This is a genomic window from Lelliottia sp. F153, assembly GCF_002870005.1.
Classification (GTDB): Bacteria; Pseudomonadota; Gammaproteobacteria; order Enterobacterales; family Enterobacteriaceae; genus Enterobacter; species Enterobacter nimipressuralis.
Map to the genome: position 1 here is coordinate 1,186,116 of NZ_PKFT01000001.1, position 18,359 is coordinate 1,204,474.

General features: G+C 55.3%; 14 protein-coding genes and 1 tRNA gene. 6 read left to right on the top strand and 9 right to left on the bottom strand.

Annotated features, from left to right (window positions below):
* Positions 1–11 precede the first annotated feature (11 nt).
* From F153LOC_RS05650 to F153LOC_RS05660, 3 genes are read right to left on the bottom strand one after another with little or no spacing between them, the layout of a single operon-like run.
* Complete coding sequence (locus F153LOC_RS05650; RefSeq protein WP_102104234.1) at positions 12–1,154, bottom strand: Gfo/Idh/MocA family protein; 1,143 nt, start codon at positions 1,152–1,154, stop codon at positions 12–14.
* Entirely contained in the window at positions 1,147–2,172 is a 1,026-nt protein-coding gene (locus tag F153LOC_RS05655) for a sugar phosphate isomerase/epimerase (protein WP_102104235.1), read from the bottom strand. Before F153LOC_RS05655 ends, F153LOC_RS05650 begins: the two co-directional genes overlap by 8 nt.
* A 15-nt stretch (positions 2,173–2,187) precedes the next feature.
* Positions 2,188–3,426 (bottom strand): MFS transporter, encoded by a 1,239-nt coding sequence (locus F153LOC_RS05660; RefSeq protein ID WP_102104236.1) that lies wholly within the window; start codon positions 3,424–3,426, stop codon positions 2,188–2,190.
* A 264-nt stretch (positions 3,427–3,690) separates the two neighbouring features.
* Between F153LOC_RS05660 and fhuE the strand changes: the two genes are divergently transcribed.
* The gene (gene fhuE / locus F153LOC_RS05665) at positions 3,691–5,829 is read left to right on the top strand and encodes a ferric-rhodotorulic acid/ferric-coprogen receptor FhuE (protein ID WP_102104237.1); all 2,139 of its coding nucleotides are present in this window, start codon (positions 3,691–3,693) and stop codon (positions 5,827–5,829) included.
* A 47-nt stretch (positions 5,830–5,876) separates the two neighbouring features.
* On the opposite strand, the gene pheP is transcribed toward fhuE, so the two are convergent.
* A complete protein-coding gene (gene pheP / locus F153LOC_RS05670) occupies positions 5,877–7,271 on the bottom strand; it encodes a phenylalanine transporter (protein ID WP_102104238.1) in 1,395 nt (464 codons plus the stop codon).
* A gap of 149 nt (positions 7,272–7,420) precedes the next feature.
* On the opposite strand from pheP, the gene F153LOC_RS05675 reads away from it, so the two are divergent.
* Entirely contained in the window at positions 7,421–8,341 is a 921-nt protein-coding gene (locus F153LOC_RS05675; protein ID WP_102104239.1) for a M14 family metallocarboxypeptidase, read from the top strand.
* 43 nt (positions 8,342–8,384) lie between these two features.
* On the opposite strand, the gene F153LOC_RS05680 is transcribed toward F153LOC_RS05675, so the two are convergent.
* The 4 genes from F153LOC_RS05680 to F153LOC_RS05695 all read right to left on the bottom strand — a co-directional run bounded on the left by F153LOC_RS05680 (position 8,385) and on the right by F153LOC_RS05695 (position 13,282).
* Positions 8,385–10,571, bottom strand: a complete 2,187-nt coding sequence (locus tag F153LOC_RS05680; RefSeq protein WP_102104408.1) for a TonB-dependent siderophore receptor — start codon at positions 10,569–10,571, stop codon at positions 8,385–8,387.
* A 63-nt stretch (positions 10,572–10,634) separates the two neighbouring features.
* Positions 10,635–11,714 (bottom strand): YncE family protein, encoded by a 1,080-nt coding sequence (locus F153LOC_RS05685; protein ID WP_100777315.1) that lies wholly within the window; start codon positions 11,712–11,714, stop codon positions 10,635–10,637.
* Between the two features lie 286 nt (positions 11,715–12,000).
* On the bottom strand, positions 12,001–12,465 hold the full coding sequence (locus tag F153LOC_RS05690; protein WP_146003455.1) for a hypothetical protein: 465 nt from the start codon (positions 12,463–12,465) through the stop codon (positions 12,001–12,003).
* Positions 12,452–13,282, bottom strand: coding sequence for a transcriptional regulator (locus F153LOC_RS05695; RefSeq protein ID WP_102104241.1), 831 nt, complete (start codon positions 13,280–13,282; stop codon positions 12,452–12,454). The genes F153LOC_RS05690 and F153LOC_RS05695 overlap by 14 nt, the downstream gene beginning before the upstream one ends.
* Before the next feature lie 511 nt (positions 13,283–13,793).
* On the opposite strand from F153LOC_RS05695, the gene F153LOC_RS05705 reads away from it, so the two are divergent.
* The 3 genes from F153LOC_RS05705 to F153LOC_RS05715 all read left to right on the top strand — a co-directional run bounded on the left by F153LOC_RS05705 (position 13,794) and on the right by F153LOC_RS05715 (position 17,240).
* Entirely contained in the window at positions 13,794–14,234 is a 441-nt protein-coding gene (locus F153LOC_RS05705) for a winged helix-turn-helix domain-containing protein (protein WP_102104243.1), read from the top strand.
* 152 nt (positions 14,235–14,386) lie between these two features.
* Positions 14,387–16,315, top strand: coding sequence for a methyl-accepting chemotaxis protein (locus F153LOC_RS05710; RefSeq protein ID WP_158238456.1), 1,929 nt, complete (start codon positions 14,387–14,389; stop codon positions 16,313–16,315).
* Between the two features lie 76 nt (positions 16,316–16,391).
* Positions 16,392–17,240 (top strand): EAL domain-containing protein, encoded by an 849-nt coding sequence (locus F153LOC_RS05715; protein ID WP_102104245.1) that lies wholly within the window; start codon positions 16,392–16,394, stop codon positions 17,238–17,240.
* A 15-nt stretch (positions 17,241–17,255) separates the two neighbouring features.
* Here F153LOC_RS05715 and F153LOC_RS05720 read toward each other — a convergent pair.
* Positions 17,256–17,332, bottom strand: a tRNA-Arg gene (locus F153LOC_RS05720).
* A 286-nt stretch (positions 17,333–17,618) separates the two neighbouring features.
* Here F153LOC_RS05720 and F153LOC_RS05725 point away from each other — a divergent pair.
* On the top strand, positions 17,619–18,353 hold the full coding sequence (locus F153LOC_RS05725; RefSeq protein ID WP_233210355.1) for an EAL domain-containing protein: 735 nt from the start codon (positions 17,619–17,621) through the stop codon (positions 18,351–18,353).
* Positions 18,354–18,359 lie beyond the last annotated feature (6 nt).

Genomic DNA, 18,359 nt, shown 5'->3' on the forward strand with positions numbered 1-18,359 from the left:
CGGGCAACACGTTACCGCTCAACGCGTATCCAGCGCTGCTGTTGGTGGCTTTTAACAATGGCATCAATGATATGCATCACGTTCGCGCCGTCGTGGAAGGTCGCAAAAAGTGGCTTCTCGGGCAGGGCATTTGCCTGCACGGCACGATAGAACTGCGCCATCATATTCTTGAACGCATCGGGCCAGCCTTCGATGTGCCCGCCGGGGAAGTGGGCGCTGTCGGCGGCATCTGCGTTCATCAGGCCCGGATCGTCTGACAACGTCTGATTTGCCTGCTCGCGATACCCGATCCACAGCTGCTGCGGAATTTCCTGATCCCAGGCCACAGAACGCTCGCTGCCGTTGATTTCAAAACTGAGGCGGTTTTTGCGCCCGGCGCTGACCTGCGAGACGCTGAAACTGCCTTTGCTGTCGTCGTCAAAGCGGAACAGGACCGAGCCAAAATCCTCCGTCGTGACGGCTTTGTCCGCATACACGGCGTCGGCCTGGCGGGTAAAGGTCTGGTTGCCCGCCACGTTCGCTTTACGCGTCGGCCAGACGATCGACAGATCGGCCATCACCTCGACAATCCGTCGTCCGGTGACAAACTGCACCGTGTCGCACCAGTGTGAACCGATATCCGCCACCGCCCGCGAGGCCCCGCCGAGAGCGGCATCGACGCGCCAGTTGTAGTCGGTCTCCCGCAGCATCCAGTCCTGCAAATAGCTGCCGTGCGAGGCAAACAGCCGCCCCACACTCCCCTCGCGCATCATGCTCGCCGCCTGGCGCACCATCGCGAAGTGGCGATAGACAAAGCTCACGCCGTGGATCACCCCCGCCTGCCCGGCCAGATCCACCAGTTCCCGCGCCTCTTCCGGTGTCATACACAGGGGCTTTTCAGAGAACACATGTTTGCCCGCTGCCAGAATTTGCCGGTTAATCTGCGCGTGCAGATGGTTGGGCGTGCAGTTGTGAACCACCTGCAACCCCGGATGGGCAAGCAGTTCGTCCACGCTGCCGTAGGCATGCGGCACATTCAGCGCCCGCGCCTTTTCCTGCGCCTGCTCAAGCGAGCCGTCGCACAGGGCGACGACCTGCACAACACCCAGCCGACGCAGGGCCTCGATATGCGCCGGGCCGATAAAGCCGCTGCCGACGATCCCGACGTTAATCATGCGCGCCTCCTGCGGCGAAATCGTCAAATGCGCGGCCAGAGACCGGAATGATGTGGCGGCGGATGAACTCGCTGCCTTCGCTCGCCCCCACGTCACCGTCTTTCATGCAGCACTCCCACTCCAGCACCGCCCAGCCGTCGTAATCGTACTGCGTGAGTTTGCTGAAAATACCCTTGAAGTCGATCTGCCCGTCGCCCAGCGAGCGAAAACGCCCGGCGCGGTTAATCCACGGCTGATAGCCGCCGTAAACGCCGCTGCGTCCATTGGCGCGAAACTCGGCGTCTTTGACGTGAAACGCCTTGATGCGTGCGTGATAGATATCGATAAACGTCAGGTAATCCATCTGCTGCAGCAGCATGTGGCTCGGATCGTAGAGAATGTTGCAGCGCGGATGGTTGTCGACCAGCGCGAGGAAGCGTTCGAAGGTTACGCCGTCGTGCAGATCCTCCCCCGGATGCAGCTCAAAACAGAGATCGACGCCGTGCTCGTCAAAGCAGTCGAGGATCGGGCGCCAGTGGCGTGCCAGCTCTGCAAACGCATCGCGAAAACGCTGCTCGTTGTGCGGCGGCCACGGGTAGAAAAACGGCCACGCCAGCGAACCGGAAAAGGTGGCGTGGGCGGTTAATCCAAGCTTCGCCGACGCCGCAGCGGCCTGTTTCACTTTGGCGGTTGCCCACGCCTGGCGCGCCGCGTCGTTACCGCGCACCGCAGGCGGCGCGAAGTGGTCAAAGGCCTCGCCGTAGACCGGACTGACCGCTACCAGCTGCCCTTCCAGATGGGTGGACAATTCGCTGATGACAAGCCCATGCCCGGCCAGTATCCCGGTGATCTCATCGCAGTAGGTCTGGCTGTTCGCCGCCTGCTCCAGATCGAAAATCTGTGGATGGTTGCAGGGGATTTGCAGCGCTTTATAACCTTTCGCTGCCGCCCAGCCCGCCAGCCCGTCGAGGGAGTTAAACGGCGCGCGCTCGCCAATAAACTGCGACAGAAAAATGCCCGGTCCCTTAATCGTCCTCATAACACCTCCAGAAAATTACGCCTTATCTTCATCATATTTGAATGCGATAAGGAAAATCAGCGCGATCGCGGCGGCAGCTATCGCCGGGATCCACCAGAATGTGACCCACGCCTGCGGCACGGCCTGCCCCGCCACCAGGCTGTTATACAGTGCGCCAGAAATCTGCGAGCCGAGCAGCATGCCGATGCCGTAGGTGAACATCACCACCATACTCTGGGCCTGGCCTTTTACCTTTTCGCCCGCCACGCGGTCGGTGTAGATAAAGCCGACGACAAAGAAGAAGTCATAGCACACGCCGTGCAGCAAAATGCCGAGATAGAGCAGGAAGCGCCCCTCTTCGCTGACGCCGAGCGCAAAGAAGGCGTAACGCACAAACCACGCCAGCATGCCGATCAACAGCATGTATTTCACCCCGAGGCGGCGGAACAGCAGCGGGATGACCAGCATAAAGACGATCTCTGACATCTGCCCGAACGACATGGCGGTGCTGACATCACGGATACCGGCGTCGGCAAGATAGGAGGCGGTGTACGCGTAATAGGTGCCCAGCGGAACGGAGATCAGCATCGCGCACAGGGAGAAGATAAAGAAGTGGCGCGTTTTCAGGAGCGCGAAGGCATCCGCACAGAACAGATCGCGCACGGCAACGGGCATGCCTTTTGCCGGAGCTGGCGTGTGCGGCAGCGTCAGGCTATAGAGCGCCAGCAGAACGGAGCTTACCGCCGCGACCTGGAAAATGGTCACGCTCGACGCCACGCCCGTCACGCCGATGAAAATCCCGGCAACAATCCAGCCGATGGTGCCGAAGACGCGCACCACCGGGAACGTTTTGTCGACGTTCGCCAGGCTGTGAAACGCGATGTTATTGGTCAGCGCCAGCGTCGGCATGTAGCAGAGCGTATAGCCAAACAGCAGGCCTATCAGCAGCGCGCCGTTTTCCGCGATCAGCGCCCCAGGCACGAACCACAGAATCGCCGCGCCAGCGAGGTGCATCACTGCCATCACCTTCTGCGAGGCGAAGAAGCGGTCCACCAGCATCCCGAGCACAAACGGCGACAGAATCGAGGCAATGGGCCCGGCGGAGAACGCATCGCCAATCAGCAGGGACATGTTGTGCTGAGTCATCACCAGCCCGAGCGTGACCGACCAGCTTCCCCAGATAAAAAACTGTAAGAACATCATCAGCGACAGCCGCGGCACCAGCAGCCGATGCTGGGCTATCGCCTTTCCACTACTTTCAGTTGTTGACACCATGATAAGCCTCACCCTTAAAAAGTAATCGATTACAAACCACGTCAACTAAAAAGTAATCGATTACAAAATAAAGATCCTGCGGATCAAAACAGAACTGCGAGAACGGTCACGATCTTAATTTCCGCCCCCTTCTCCCACGCTTTCTCCGAATTTACACATTCAGTTACATTTGCCCGAAAAATTAGTCTGCGCTTAATTCATTAAATAATTATGATTCCGATTCTCATTCAAAAAATAACATAACAACTCTTCCGGACAGGAAACATGACCTCTTTTAATGGCAAGGAAATCACGAAACCGTTCGCGGTTTCACTTATCGCGCTGGCAATCCAGACCGTCGTTCACCCGGCACTGGCAGCAGAAAACAAAAGCGAACAGGAGATGGTGGTTTACGGCGACGCAAACACCACGGTGGATGAGCAGCAGGATTACGCGGTTAAAACCACGCGCGCAGGGACCAAAATGTTGCTCGCCCCGCGCGATATCCCGCAGTCGGTGAGCGTCGTAACGCAGCAGCGCATGAAGGATCAGGACCTGCAAAACATCGATGAGGTGCTGACCAACGCCACCGGTGTGTCGTCGCAGCAGATCGACAGCGAGCGCTCGAACTATTTCTCCCGTGGCTTTGAGATCACCAACTTCTCCTACGATGACATCCCGACGTCCATGGGCGACGCGTGGAACTTTGGCGATGCGACGGAAGATACGGCGATTTACGATCGTATCGAAGTGGTGCGCGGCGCGGCGGGACTGATGACCGGCGCGGGCGATCCGGGGGCGTCGGTGAATATGGTGCGTAAACGCGCCGACAGCAAAACCGTAACCGGCAACGTCAGCGCCAGCTATGGCAGCTGGAATAAGCAGCGCTACGTCGCCGATCTCTCTGCCCCGCTCAACGCTGACGGCAGCCTGCGCGGACGGGTGATCGCCGGTTATCAGGATCAGGACAGTTGGCTGGATCGCTACGGTAAACGCAAAAAATTTCTCTACGGCGTGATGGATGCGGATCTTACGGACCACACCACCCTTTCACTCGGCTGGGATTATCAGCAGACCAACACCGCCAACCCGACCTGGGGCGGCCTGCCGAGCCTCTACAGCAACGGTTCGCGCACCCATTACGATCGCAACGTCAACACCTCGGCGGACTGGACGGGCTATTCCATCGAATCCCGCAAGGTGTTCGCGAACCTCTCCCACAGCTGGGACAACGGCTGGTCGGTGCGTTTCAACGGCACCCACGGCGAGCAGAACTTTAACGATACGCTGCTGTATGTGATGGGCAATCCGGACGCGAATACGGGCGACGGCGCGAGCGGCTGGGGAAGCAAAGATCGCGGCAAACGTACCCTCGACTCCTTTGACTCCTACGCCAGCGGCCCGTTTGAACTGCTTGGCCGCCAGCACCAGCTGATGGCCGGGGCCAGCTACAGCCGCCAGCATAACGCCACCTTCAGTAAGGATGGCCCGATGGACAGCGTGGGTATCTTTAACAACAACTGGGATGGGAGCGTGGCGGAACCGGCGTGGGGCGACTGGTATCAAAACGCCGATGATATCGTGCGCCAGAAATCGGCCTACACGGCGACACGCCTGTCGCTGGCCGATCCCCTGTCGCTGATTTTAGGCGCGCGTTACACCCAGTACAGCACTAACGGCAGCAGTGGCGATATGCGTAAATACAACACCACTCCGTACGGCGGCCTGGTGTTCGATATCACCGACGCGCTTTCGGCGTACGCCAGCTACACCTCGATTTTCGCGCCGCAGACCAAGCGCAGCAAAGATGGCGCGTGGCTGTCGCCGGTGACCGGCAAAAACTACGAAACCGGCCTGAAAGCCGACTGGATGGACGGTCGCCTGACCACCAACGTTGCGATATTCCGCATCGAGCAGGAAAACGCAGCGGAGGCGATCAGCGGAGAGTTTGTCAATGGCTCCAGCGAGCAGGCCTATCGCGCAACAAAAGGGGCGGTGAGCAAAGGGGCCGAGTTTGAAGTGAACGGCGCCGTGACCGACGATCTGCAGCTGACCTTCAGCGCCACGCGTTACGTCGCCACCGATACGGATGGCCGCTTCAACAGCTATGCGCCACAGACCCAGCTCAAACTCTTCAGCCGCTATCGCGTGCCGGTACTGCCGGACCTGACGGTCGGCGGCGGCGTGAACTGGCAAAACCGGGTGTATAAAGACGTAACCGGGCCGGATGGCGAAACCCAGCGCCTGTACCAGGGCAGCTACCCGCTGGTCGATCTGTTCGCGAAGTATCAGCTGACCAAACAGCTGGCGGTGCAGGCCAACGTCAGCAATCTGTTTGATCGGGAATATTACTCGTATCTCGACGACTCGGCGGTGTATGGCGAACCGCGAAGTGTCTCAGTGAGTATGAGTTATCTGTTCTGATGAGATGATGTGAAAGCCCGCCTGCGGTTCCGCTGGCGGGCTTTTTGTTAGCGCGCTTTACTGCGCGATAAGGTAAAGGCCACAAACAAGAATACCACCCACACGGGCAGCAGGAACGCCGACAGACGCATGTCATCGATGGTGCACATCAGCACCAGAATCATGCCGAGAAACGCGATACACAGGTAGTTACCCGCCGGGTAGAGCAGCGCCTTGAACTGCGTCTCACGCCCTTTACGACGCATCGCCGCACGAAAACGCAGGTGCGCCAGGCAGATCATGATCCAGTTCAGCAGCAGGGTAGCCACCACCAGCGCCATCAGCAGGCCAAAGGCCTCTTTCGGCAGCAGATAGTTGATCAGCACCACCAGCGAGGTAATGCCCCCGGAGAGCAGCAGCGAATTGACCGGTACGCCGCGACGGCTGACGCGCGTTAAGAACTTCGGCGCGTTGCCCTGCACGGAGAGGCCAAACAGCATGCGGCTGTTAGAGTAGACGCCGCTGTTATAGACCGAGAGCGACGCCACCAGAATGACGAAGTTCAGCGCCGATGCCACCAGATTGCTGTTCATATCATGGAAAATCATCACAAACGGGCTGCTATCGGATTTCACCTCAACCCACGGGTAGAGGGCTAGCAGAACCACCAGCGAACCGATATAAAACAGCAGAATACGGTAGACCACCTGGTTGACCGCTTTCGGAATGCTTTTGTGCGGATCGCGCGCTTCTGCCGCCGTGATCCCAATCAGCTCCAGCCCGCCAAAGGAGAACATGATCACCGCCAGGGACATAATCAGCCCGTTCCAGCCGGTCGCGAGGAAACCGCCGTGTTTCCACAGGTTATCGATGTTCGCGCGCTCGCCCCCGTGCCCGGAGAAGAGTAGCCACAGGCCAAAGCCGATCATGCCGATAATCGCCAGCACTTTGATCAGCGCGAACCAGAATTCCGTTTCGCCATACAGACGCACGTTCACCAGGTTTACGGCGTTGATAATAATGAAGAAGACGGCAGCCCAGATCCACGTCGGGACATCCGGCAGCCAGTACTGCATGTAGATACCCGCGGCGGTGAGTTCAGCCATGCCGACCAGCACGAACATCACCCAGTAGTTCCAGCCGGACAGAAAGCCTGCAAACGGCCCCCAGTATTTGTAAGCAAAGTGGGCGAAAGAGCCAGAAACCGGCTCTTCGACGACCATTTCGCCGAGCTGGCGCATAATCAGAAAGGCAATCACGCCCGCAATGCCGTATCCCAGCAGTACCGCAGGCCCGGCCATTTGAATCGCTGGCCCGATGCCGAGAAACAGTCCGGTACCAATCGCGCCGCCGAGGGCAATTAATTGAATATGTCGATTTTGCAAACCACGTTGCAGCGTCGGTGTCTGTTCCGACGAGGCTTCAGAAACCGCATTGTCTGAAGCGGATGACGCGTCTTTCACGTCTGACCCCTGTGTATTTTTATTGGAAGGGGCACCTTTTAACACTTCGGGTCAGCAGGAGCAAGTTGCAGGCCCGGCTCAAATACCCATATGAATTTAAAAGCGCGGCTGGGTATGATATTGAGAACCCTACACTGACAGAGTGACCTATGACTGAGAAACAGTTCTACCCTATCGGTACGCCAGGCCAGCCATGGACTGCGGCGGAAAAACAGCAGTGGCGCGAGAACCAGACGCGTTTTCGCAGCTATCAGACGGACGTGCTTGACGCGATCAATGCCCTCAAGCCTCGCTACGACGTGAGTCAGTACGGCGAATTACATTACGGCGACCAGACTTTCCCGCTAATGGCCGTGAAATCACAAGACTGGAACGACAACCTTCCCGTCGCGCTGATTACCGGCGGTGTTCACGGGTACGAAACCAGTGGCGTGATGGGCGCGCTGAACTTCCTGGCGGAGTATCAGAATGAGTATGCGGGGAAAATCAATCTACTGGTGGTGCCGTGCGTTAGCCCGTGGGCCTACGAGCATATCACTCGCTGGACCTATGAAGCCGTGGATACCAACCGCCAGTTTTGGCCACAAGGGGAAGGCGAAGAAGCCCGCGCGCTGATGGCGTTAACCGCCCCGCTGAAAGGCAAATTCCTGCTGCACGTAGATCTGCACGAAACCACCGACAGCGATGAGAGCGAGTTCCGACCGGCGAAGGCCGCGCGCGACGGACTGCCGTTTGAGCCGGGGACAATTCCCGATGGCTACTATCTGGTGAGCGATACGCAGAATTCACGCCTGGATTTCCAGCAGGCGATTATCGACGCCGTGAAGAAAGTCACCCATATCGCCCCTGCCGATGAGAATGGCAAAATGATGGAGTTCATCGTCGTCAGCGAGGGCGTGGTGGAATATGACATTCATGCCTATCATCTGTGCGCCACCCTTACCGGTGCTCCGTTTACCACCACCACGGAAGTTTATCCCGACAGCCCCGGCACCACGCCAGAGGCCTGTACGCGCGCGCAGATCGTGACCGTTCACGCCGCAATTGCGTTTGCGCTGGCGCACGCTTAAGAAATGGATGGGGCATCCGTGCCCCTGATAACGAGGGTAAAACTTAGAACTCGTAGCCGACGGAAACTTTGAAGGTACGCGGCTCGCCCTGGAACAGGTAGGTTCCGGAATCGTCCACGCTTGCCCAGTAGTTTTCGTCCGTCACGTTGTCGATACCGGCACGCACGGTCATTTGATTCTGGTTCTGGTTTACCGCGAAGCGATAGCGCATGCCCAGATCCAGCGTAGTGTAGCTGTCGAGTTTTTTGCTGTTCGCCAGATCCGCGTACTGAGAGCCGGAGTGGTTCACGCGCGCGGTGGCCGTCAGGCCGTCGATCGGTTTGATGTCATATTCCGCACCCAGCACCGCATAGAAATTCGGTACGCCGATGACCTTGTTACCCTGATTCAGCCCGTTGTTGGTCTTGGTCATTTCTGCCTGCAGCCAGGTGGCGCTGGCGTTAAGACGCATTCCCAGCATCGGCTCGCCGAACACGTTCAGCTCCACGCCGCGGTTACGCTGCTCGGCATCCAGACCGTAGTGTTTGGTCACGCTGTCGAGGATCGCCGACGGCATTTTGATTTCGAACAGGGCCAAAGAGCCGCCCACCCGTCCGAAGTCTGCTTTCACGCCCACTTCGTTCTGCTTCGAGTGAACAATCCCGGTGCTTTGCCCGTAGTTAGTCGCGGTGTCTGGCGCGGTTTTACCCGGCTGCAGCGCTTCGGTGTGGTTAGCGTAGAGCGAAAGTTCGTCCCACGGTTTGTAGACCACGCCGTAGGTTGGCATCCAGCGGCTGCCGTCAAAACCATCGGCGTCGTTTTCCGCACCGGTGATTTTGTTGTATCCGCGAATCACCACTTTTTGATGGCGCGCGCCAGCGGTAAACAAGAGTTTGTCGTCGAGTACGCCAAGGGTATCGCTGAGCAACCAGCCCTGAGTGCGGGTGCGGCCGCTGGTCAACGGATCGCTGTAGTTACCGCCGGAGCCATTGAAGTTGCTGCTGTCAGGTTTATCCACACCGGTATTGTGATAGATGTTGGTGATCGGGTTATCCGCTGCCGCCGACATCTTCCACGCGATTTTTTCGTTTTTGGTCATTGCGGAGTAGCCCACGTTGACCTTGTGCGACACGAAACCGGTATCGAAGTTACCGCGAATGCCCGCCATGCCGCTCACGGCGTCGCTGATGCGATTGGTATCCAGACGTGTCGCCGTGGCGTTGCCGCTCTTATCCATCAGCTTCGCGCCGCTGTACAGCCCCTCTTCGTGGGCGTGCTGCGCGCCCAGTCCGGTGTAAGCCGTCCAGTTATCGGTGATGTCGTACTCGCTGCGCCACATGCCGAATTCGTTTTCGATATTGCTGTAGGCCCATTTCTGCGAGTAGTTACGATCGTTTTTCGGTGGCGTCGGCACGAAGTCGACCCCGGAAATGTTGACGCCCGTTTCGCTGCCATGGAAGGTTTTCTTCTGATAGCCCATGTCCAGGGAAGTGCGGAAGTTGTCACTTTTGAAATCCAGCCCGGTAGAGAGCAGCGTCGTGCGACGGCGGTCGTTGGCGACCGGTGCTTCGCCTTCGCGGTGGACCAGGTTCACGCGTGCGCCAAACTGGTCACTCTCCCCGAAGCGCCGACCGGCGTCCAGCGTGGTGCCAATCTGCGAATCAGAAGTGTAATCGACGCCAATTTTGGCCTGCGGCGTATCGCCCGCGTGTTTTGGCTCAAGGTTGATCATCCCGCCGACGCCGGAGCTTGCCGCGCCGTTCATCAGGGAGTTAGCGCCTTTGAAGATCTCAATGCGATCAACCATCTGCGTATCGACCACCTGACGCGGCAGCACGCCGGAGAGACCGCCAAAAGTCATGTCGTCGCCGTCGAATTTCAGGCCGCGAATGCGATAGCTTTCCGCGCTATTACCGTAGCCCTGCACCGACTGCACGCCCGCATCGTTGGCGACCACATCGGCAATGGTTTTGGCCTGCTGATCTTCCACCAGCTTCGAGGTGTAGCTGATGATGTTAAAAGGCACGTCCATCGCGTTCTGCTGGCCGAGCATTCCCATGCGGCCACCGTTGGCGACCTGTCCGTCAAGGAAGGCGGGCACCAGCTGATCGCCGCCCGGTTTGAAATCGCTGGCCGGCGCAGACTGCACCACGAGAGTCTCTTCTTTTGAGGTCTCCGCCGCAAAGGCGGAGTGCGTAACCGCGCCGATGGCGAGCGCCAGCAGCGTTTTGTTCATTCTGGTGTTGTTCATGATTAACTCGTTCAACATACGCGCAAAATGGCCCGTCGCCGGGCCTGAAAATTTATAAGAGGTTTATTTCAGTGAAATTCTGACAACGCTGTCCGGTCCGTTCGTGGAGTGGTCTTTGTTGAACGCCTGTTTGACGGTGACGTACAGCGTCTGGCCATCTTCGGACAGCAGCAGGCTGTTTGGATTCGGAGGCAGATCCCAGCTCTGTTTGACGGCATAGGTCGTGGCATCCAGGCTCAGCAGTTTTCCGCTTTCGCGCTGGGTGATGTACAGCTCGTTGCGTTTAGCGTTGAATTTCACCGCCAGCGAATCGCCCACATCGAGCTGCTTGATCACTTCGCCGGTGTGGATATCCAGCACTAGCGTGGTTTTGGCTTTGGAGTTATCGGTCACGAACAGACGACCCGTGGCCTTGTCTTCTGCCAGGTTAAGCAGCAGCGCCGGTTTGTCGCCGAGCGGTTTCCAGCGTTTTTCGATGCGATTGTTGCGCGGATTGATAATCAGGATTTCGCCGCCGCCGTTAGCCACGTATATGCGCTGAGTCTGCTCAGACCACAGCAGCCCCGTCACCCACTGCCCGGCATTTTTGATGGTTTTTTTCAGCTTGAGCGTTTCGGCATCCACCACCCAGACCACTGCCGGATCGGCGACACCGCCGATGTAAAGGGTGCCATCATGCAGCAGCACCTGGCGCGCCCCGTACGGGAAACCTTCTTTGTTGCGCTCGGTGAACAGCAGACGATTTTTCACTTTGCCGTCTGCGGTGCTGATGGCGCTGATACCGCCGTCCAGCGAGTTGGTCGCATAGACGGTGCTGCCATCCTTTGATATCGCCAGCGCAAAGTTTTTCAGATCCGTATGGCTGCGGCCAAGGGTTTTGAGCGTAGTGGGATCGAGTTTGTAGATCACCCCGCCCTGCACGTCCTTAAACCCTTCGGCACTTGCGACATACAGCGCATCGCCTTTCGGACTGAGCACCATTTCGTATAAGCCGTCGGCCAGTTCACGCTTCACCACGCCGGTTTCAGCAGGCGCGGTTACGGCGGTGTGGGCTTCAGGGGCAGGTTTGGCGGCATGCTGCGCGGCGCAGCCGGAAAGAGAGGCAGCCACAAGCAGCGCCAGCGCGGACAATTTTTTTGTCATCAGGAACATCCTTTACCGTTCAAAAAGAGAATCAGGCGGGAAACTGCGTCGCATGCTGCTGTGCGATTAAGGTTGTTTTACAGGCTGTGAGGCCAGTGCAGAGTCCACCGTTAACACTCAGTGTTCCGTGTGAGATCTGCGCTCACTGTTGATGCGGGAATCGTCCGTCGCTGCCCACAAACACTAAAGAGAATGAGAACTATACTCATTATCTTTATATGATCAAGCGTAAAAATGGGCAACAAGATAAAACAAGCAGGGATGAGAGAGCGTTAGGTCACCTCATCTACTCTTTTGCGCAATAAATAACAGGCGCGTTTCTGTAGATAATGAAATAGCTGGAGGCGTTCGCCGGCGTTATCTGAACTTTAAGGCCGCGATCGCGCAAACGGAAAAAGTCCGGGACATCCAACCTGAAGGCTTCATTTCTTTTTGGGCGTCCACTGGTGTCGCTGGACACCATAATAATATCCCCCGCTTCTCGCCAGTAATTAAACGCAATTTTATTACTGACTTCGACAGGTGGCTGGCCTTTCTGGGTATATTCCCCTGACGTTGCATAGCTACCCTCCCCGTTCATAAATGAATAATCCATCATGACGTCGAGAAGATAATTATCGTCTACCACCGTTACATGTGCTTCGCAGCTAAAGTGATTACGCTGGTAATGAATATACCACGCATAAAGCAAGGGTGCGGCAATGGCCAGAACGATAAACGTCCAGCGCAGCGTTATTTTATTCATCATCATGATTCTGCGGCCTGTAAATAATGGAATCACACTGCGCATTTTTGTCCTTTAGCGGACGGTCGCAAATAATGACCGAATGAGCCTGCTGCGAAAAACTGCTGGTCATCCAAAGTACCCCTCCGGGTTTGCACTGAATGGGATAGCGTTTCGCCAGTCCCGCCAGCATTTCACTGGTTTTCTCTTTATCCCGCCAGGATGAATATACGTCACATCCGTTAAATTGACTCACCGACTGATAATGCGTCAGAGAGGACTTATCCTCTTTAATCAGAAAGTACGATATCGCGCAGGAGAGCAGAAAAAGAATGCCTGCCACCCCATAGGCAAGCTTTGCCGGGAAAAAAGGGGGTTTGCGAATCACCTCAGAAACAGCCACCGCCGTAACCTCGGCGACGGGATATTCTTCGGGCAAAACCGAAACCAGCGCCGTTGTCTGCGGGCGAATAAACTCGTCCAGCTCCCCTTCGCGCAGCTGCGCAATCGACTTAAACCCCTCTTTAGGCAGGGTCTTAATGATGTTTTCTTCCAACCCCGCAAATTTCAGCGCCTTGCGGATTTGGGAAATGGTCTGGTAAAGGGCATTGGTACTGACAATCGCCCCCTGTTTCTCCCAAATGGAGGCAAACAGAACCCGCTGCGTCACAACCTGGTTGTTGTTTTCCAAGAGTAAAAGCAGGCACTCGCTCACCGGGCCATGAAGCGTGGTAGCCCTCTGGGGATACCCGTCCAGCGGACCGAGACGCCGCAAATCAGGTTCAAACAGCAAGGTATCGTTGATGACGTACACTTTTTTCATGGTGCGATCGATAGTTGACATAGAAAACCTGATTCAGAATTTAGTTATTATATATCAGCAGGTTGAAATAAACACCCTCATGCAAAAAACCGCTCTTCGCTCGCGCCTTAAGCCTCTTAATCAGTATAAATCATATAACTTCACTCACGTTTTTGTCAGGCAATTCTTAAAGTTGTGGCATCGGAAACCCATGGATGAAGGAATCGTGATCATCGACACTCACAATCAGCCATTGATGCTTGAAAACCAGAAAACTTCGCGACTTTATGTTGAGTGGTTGATTCATTACGCGTTTTTAGCATTAATCTCCAGAAATCATAAAAAACAAGGTACTTAGCACTACAGATGCAACTTATGTAAATAGAAACTCTATAAACAAATCGTCAACACAGGGTTTCTTATAGCGCATAGGGTTGTGTATTGGAAAGCACGAACGGCATACATATAATCCACCTTATAAAATGTATGGTTTATTAGAAAAGTGTATTTCCAGCGGCGTATGTCAGGTTGACTCTAATGCAGGAATAAAGAGATGGGCTATCGTCTATATGGCTTTATGATTGGTGATGAAATTCACTTCGATATTACAAATCGCAGACTGTACCGACTTACCGGTAGTCACAACGATAAAAGTGTGGCGTTTGCATCAATCTATTTTAACGAAACGATGTTACGGCTTTTCCTGTATCTGCTGGAACATGGTCGTAAGAAAGTCATCGCCAAAGAAGAGTTGTTCGAAAAGATCTGGGAGGACAATAACCTCAGTCCTTCGACCCAGCGTTTATGGCAAGTGCTTCATAACCTGAACAACAAACTGAATCTTCTTGGATTACCCGAGGACTTTATTCGCAATATTAGAGGGCATGGTTACATCATTAATTACCAGGATGTCGTCCCCGTATATTATAGAATGAGCGAACTCCCTGCTCACTCTGTTAAAAAAGAGGAGAAGTCTGATCCCCTGAGTGAGTGATGTCAACTCAGCGGTTTTGCCCTTCGTACCTGAGTGCAAAGGGCTTTTTTTTACTTCTTCAGTTTCATGTTTTGCATTCCATTAATGATGGCAACATAGCTAAAAATATTATCGCTCGGTAAAAACCGGCCCGGGAAAAATAGATGAGTGTAATGAATCGTTTTCAAAATTTAAAAGTCAGCCGAAAACTCTTGTTCGGCTTTTCGACTATTTTATTGGTGACACTGGCCATTCTGCTGTCGGGAATGCTGGGGATGGTGAGCATTCAGGATCGCGTCGAGAAAAATGAACATACCACCGGCCTGTTTAACGCACTGTCTGCCGTGCGACTGGCCCGTCTGAACTATCTGTATACGCAGGATCAGAAGTATCTCGATCAGACCAACGATGCCGCCCAGACGATGCAGGATATGATCGCCCGGCTTGAAACTTACACCTGGACGCCTGAGGGAAAAGTTTCCGTGGATAAGACGGACGCTGCGGTGAAAAACTACATCGCGTCCCTTACGCCGTTTACCAAAGCGGCGAGCGAAAAAACGGACAGCGAGCGCAAACTCAATACGCAATCCCTGTGCGATAACTCAGAAATCGCATCGAAATTAAGCCACAGCGCGGCGTTAACTCCACAGCAGACGCTGGTTGCGTCACAGGTGGCCTTCATCCTGAGCGATATTGACTCCCAGGTCTCTCTCTATAAGCAGCACCCGACGGAGGCGGCAAAGCAAAACGTCCTGACGCGTCTGGACGCGGCCAAAAACGGGATAACAGAGATGCTGCAGTTTGTGCCGGAAGATCAAAACGCCTGGCTGAACAGCACTCTTAAAGATATGCAGGCAATCGCTGCAGAACTCGACCACTACAAAGTTGTGTGGGCAGAACAATCGACCCTCTCAGACACCCTGACGGATAAAGCAGAGACACTGATTGAGACCATTCAGTCGATGTTCGCCAGACAGCAACAAAAAGTGGTTGAGACCGTTGATGGCGTCCGGCTGCAGATGAGCATTGTGGCTGCCATTGGTATTGCCCTTGGCCTGCTGCTGGCAATGGGGATCACCGCATCGATCACCCGTCCGCTGAACGAAACTTTGCGCGTCGCAGAGCAAATCGCCAAAGGCGATCTCACCAGTACGTTGACCAGCACGCGTCATGACGAACCTGGGCTGCTGATGCAGGCCGTTTCAACCATGAACGAAAACCTGAAAAGCATTATTAATGACGTGCGCGAAGGGGTGGAAAGCGTGGCCCGCTCCTCCACGGAAATCGCCGCAGGCAACATGGATTTGTCTTCACGCACCGAGCAGCAGTCTGCTGCCGTGGTGGAGACCGCAGCCAGCATGGAAGAGCTGACCTCCACCGTCGCGCTGAACGCGGAAAACGCTAACCAGGCGCGCCTGTTGGCGGAAGAAGCGTCGCAAAATGCCAGCGAAGGCAGCCTGATTTCGCAGAAAGTGATCGATACCATGAAAAATGTGCGACTCAGCTCGCACCGTATTTCTGAGATCACCACAGTGATTAACAGTATCGCTTTCCAGACCAACATTCTGGCGCTCAATGCCGCCGTCGAAGCCGCACGCGCGGGCGATCAGGGGAAAGGCTTTGCGGTTGTCGCCGCCGAAGTGCGCACCCTGGCGCAACGCAGCGCGCAGTCAGCAAAAGAGATTGAGAACCTAATTCACGAATCCGCCGTTCACGTCGATACCGGTTTTAACCTGGTGGAAGGCGCCGGTGCCGCGATGTTCAAAATTGAAAAATCGGTGGCTCAGGTGCGCGATATCATGAGTGAAATCGCGACCGCGACGGACGAACAGAGCCGAGGGATTTCGCAGATTGCGCAGGCGATGGCCGAGATGGATACCACCACGCAGCAGAACGCCGCGCTGGTTGAAGAGTCCTCCGCTGCGGCCAGTTCGCTGGAAGATCAGGCCGTGCAGCTAGAGAAGGTGGTGTCGATCTTCCGTGTATCGAATACCCCACGCCAGCTTAAGGAGAGCCGTCCGGCGGGCAAAGGGCATGTTATTGCGCTGGCTCCCGGCAAAAAAGAGAGCGTCAGCGACCAGGACGACTGGGTGAAATTCTAATCCAGCCAGTGATTCCCCCCTTCTCGTCAGGTAAACCTTCCCGGTTTGCCTGACGGAAACGCGATAAAAGTGACCTATGGAAAACACCCTTAAAAAAGATCCTACGTTTCTCAACGGGCTGGGATCATCGTTGATCCGCGGTCTGTCACGCTTTAAAACGATCCCCGCCCGGCCTGGGTTGAAAACCCTGAAAACGGCCATCGCGCAAAAGCAAATTACCCCTGTTTATCAGCCGTTTATCAACGCGCAGACCGGGAAAATCGCGGGCGTCGAAGTCCTCGCTCGCTGGCGGCATCCCACTTATGGCGATGTTTCACCCGACGTATTTATCCCACTGGCAGAACAACACGGCCTGATTATTTCGCTGACCCATCAGCTTATCCAGCAGGTGATTGCCGATCTCGAACACCCGATTCAGCACCTCCCGGTGGGAACTTACATTTGCATTAATATCAGCGCGCAAAATTGTCTCGATCCGAATTTCGAGATCGACACCTGCGAGCTGTTAAAGAAATGCGTCGCGAATCAGAGTCAGGTGGTGATGGAAATCACCGAGAGACACCCGCTGCATTTCACCCCGCAGCTGAGTAACTGGTTTGCTACCCTGCGGCGCGCCAACATCTCTGTCGCGCTGGATGACTTTGGCACCGGCTATTCGAACCTGTCCTATATTTCTGCCCTGAATCCGGAATTCATCAAGATCGATAAAATGTTTATCAGCCAGATTGGCGTCAGTGCCGATACACGGCTCGTGGACAGCATGATTGCGCTGGCCAAAAACATGCATCTGAAGATTATTGCCGAAGGGGTGGAAACACAGGTACAGGCGAACTATCTGCGTGCTAAACAGGTCGACTTCTTGCAGGGGTTTTATTTTTGCCGACCGCTACCGGTGGAGGAGTTGCTTAACGTGGTGATGGCGTGAGTAACAGCGACTTAATGGTACGCCCTGTAGGATTCGAACCTACGACCTACGGCTTAGAAGGCCGTTGCTCTATCCAACTGAGCTAAGGGCGCACGGAGAAGCGTGCACTTGCGGTGTGAAACGCCTGGAATTATACGGTCAATGGCTAGTGAGTCAATGCCTTTTAGCGCAATCGCCTGCCTTCTCACCATCCCCCTGTTTATCCCTCGTCAATACGTCTGTTTTTTCGACATTCCTCTCATTTTTCTGCCACTTGATGACTCTACGAAAAGGCTTAACGCCGTTTAAGTAACGCCTGGTATTTTCTGCCGACCATCGCTCTCACACTAGCCTCCGGTATCCCGGCGCCGAGGAGCCGGAAGATAACAGGACAGTGTAGTGACCCCCCCATTCCCGCTTAACCATTCCGGCTTGCCAGAATGCGATCTCCCCCCACTGCGTAGCGTCTCGCCAGAGATTATCGGCATCAAGCTGGAGCCCATCGTTGCCCTCTCCTCTTCGCGAGTGGTCGGGCGCGAAGTGCTTAGCCTTCTCGCCTCCCCTGAGCAAAGTGAAGCGTTTTTTCAGCAACAGTCGGTGAAACAGTCGCTTAGGTTGCTTGAACTGCAGCTCGCCATGTTAAAAAACACACTTTACGCTAAAAACCTTTTTATCAACCTGCCGATAACCGTATTGAGTGACCCAGAATCCTTCGCCCGAATCCTGCCGCTGCTTAACGCCGGCCAGAATATTGAAATTGTCGAACCCAGCGCACTCTTCAGACTTCCGGCTCCCATGCGTGAGCGCGTGACCCGCCACTGGTGGACGCTCGTCGAACGCGGATGCCATCTCTGGCTTGATGACGTAAACACGGCATCTGTTCGTCCATTTTTAGGCTGTCGTTTACCGTTATGTGGCGTCAAGATCGATAAGATGGCGTTCTGGCGGAAAAAAGGCTCGCCTGCACTAGCCCAGCTGGTAAATCTCTGCGCACAGGTCGCCAGCAATGTGCTGATTGAAGGTATTGAGTCAAACAAGGATCGGGAGTACGCGCTGCAGGCAGGAGCGGGATTCGGTCAGGGATATTACTGGCCGTCTGTAGGCTGGTCTGAAGAAAAAAGGACATTAGCCTGAGAGAGA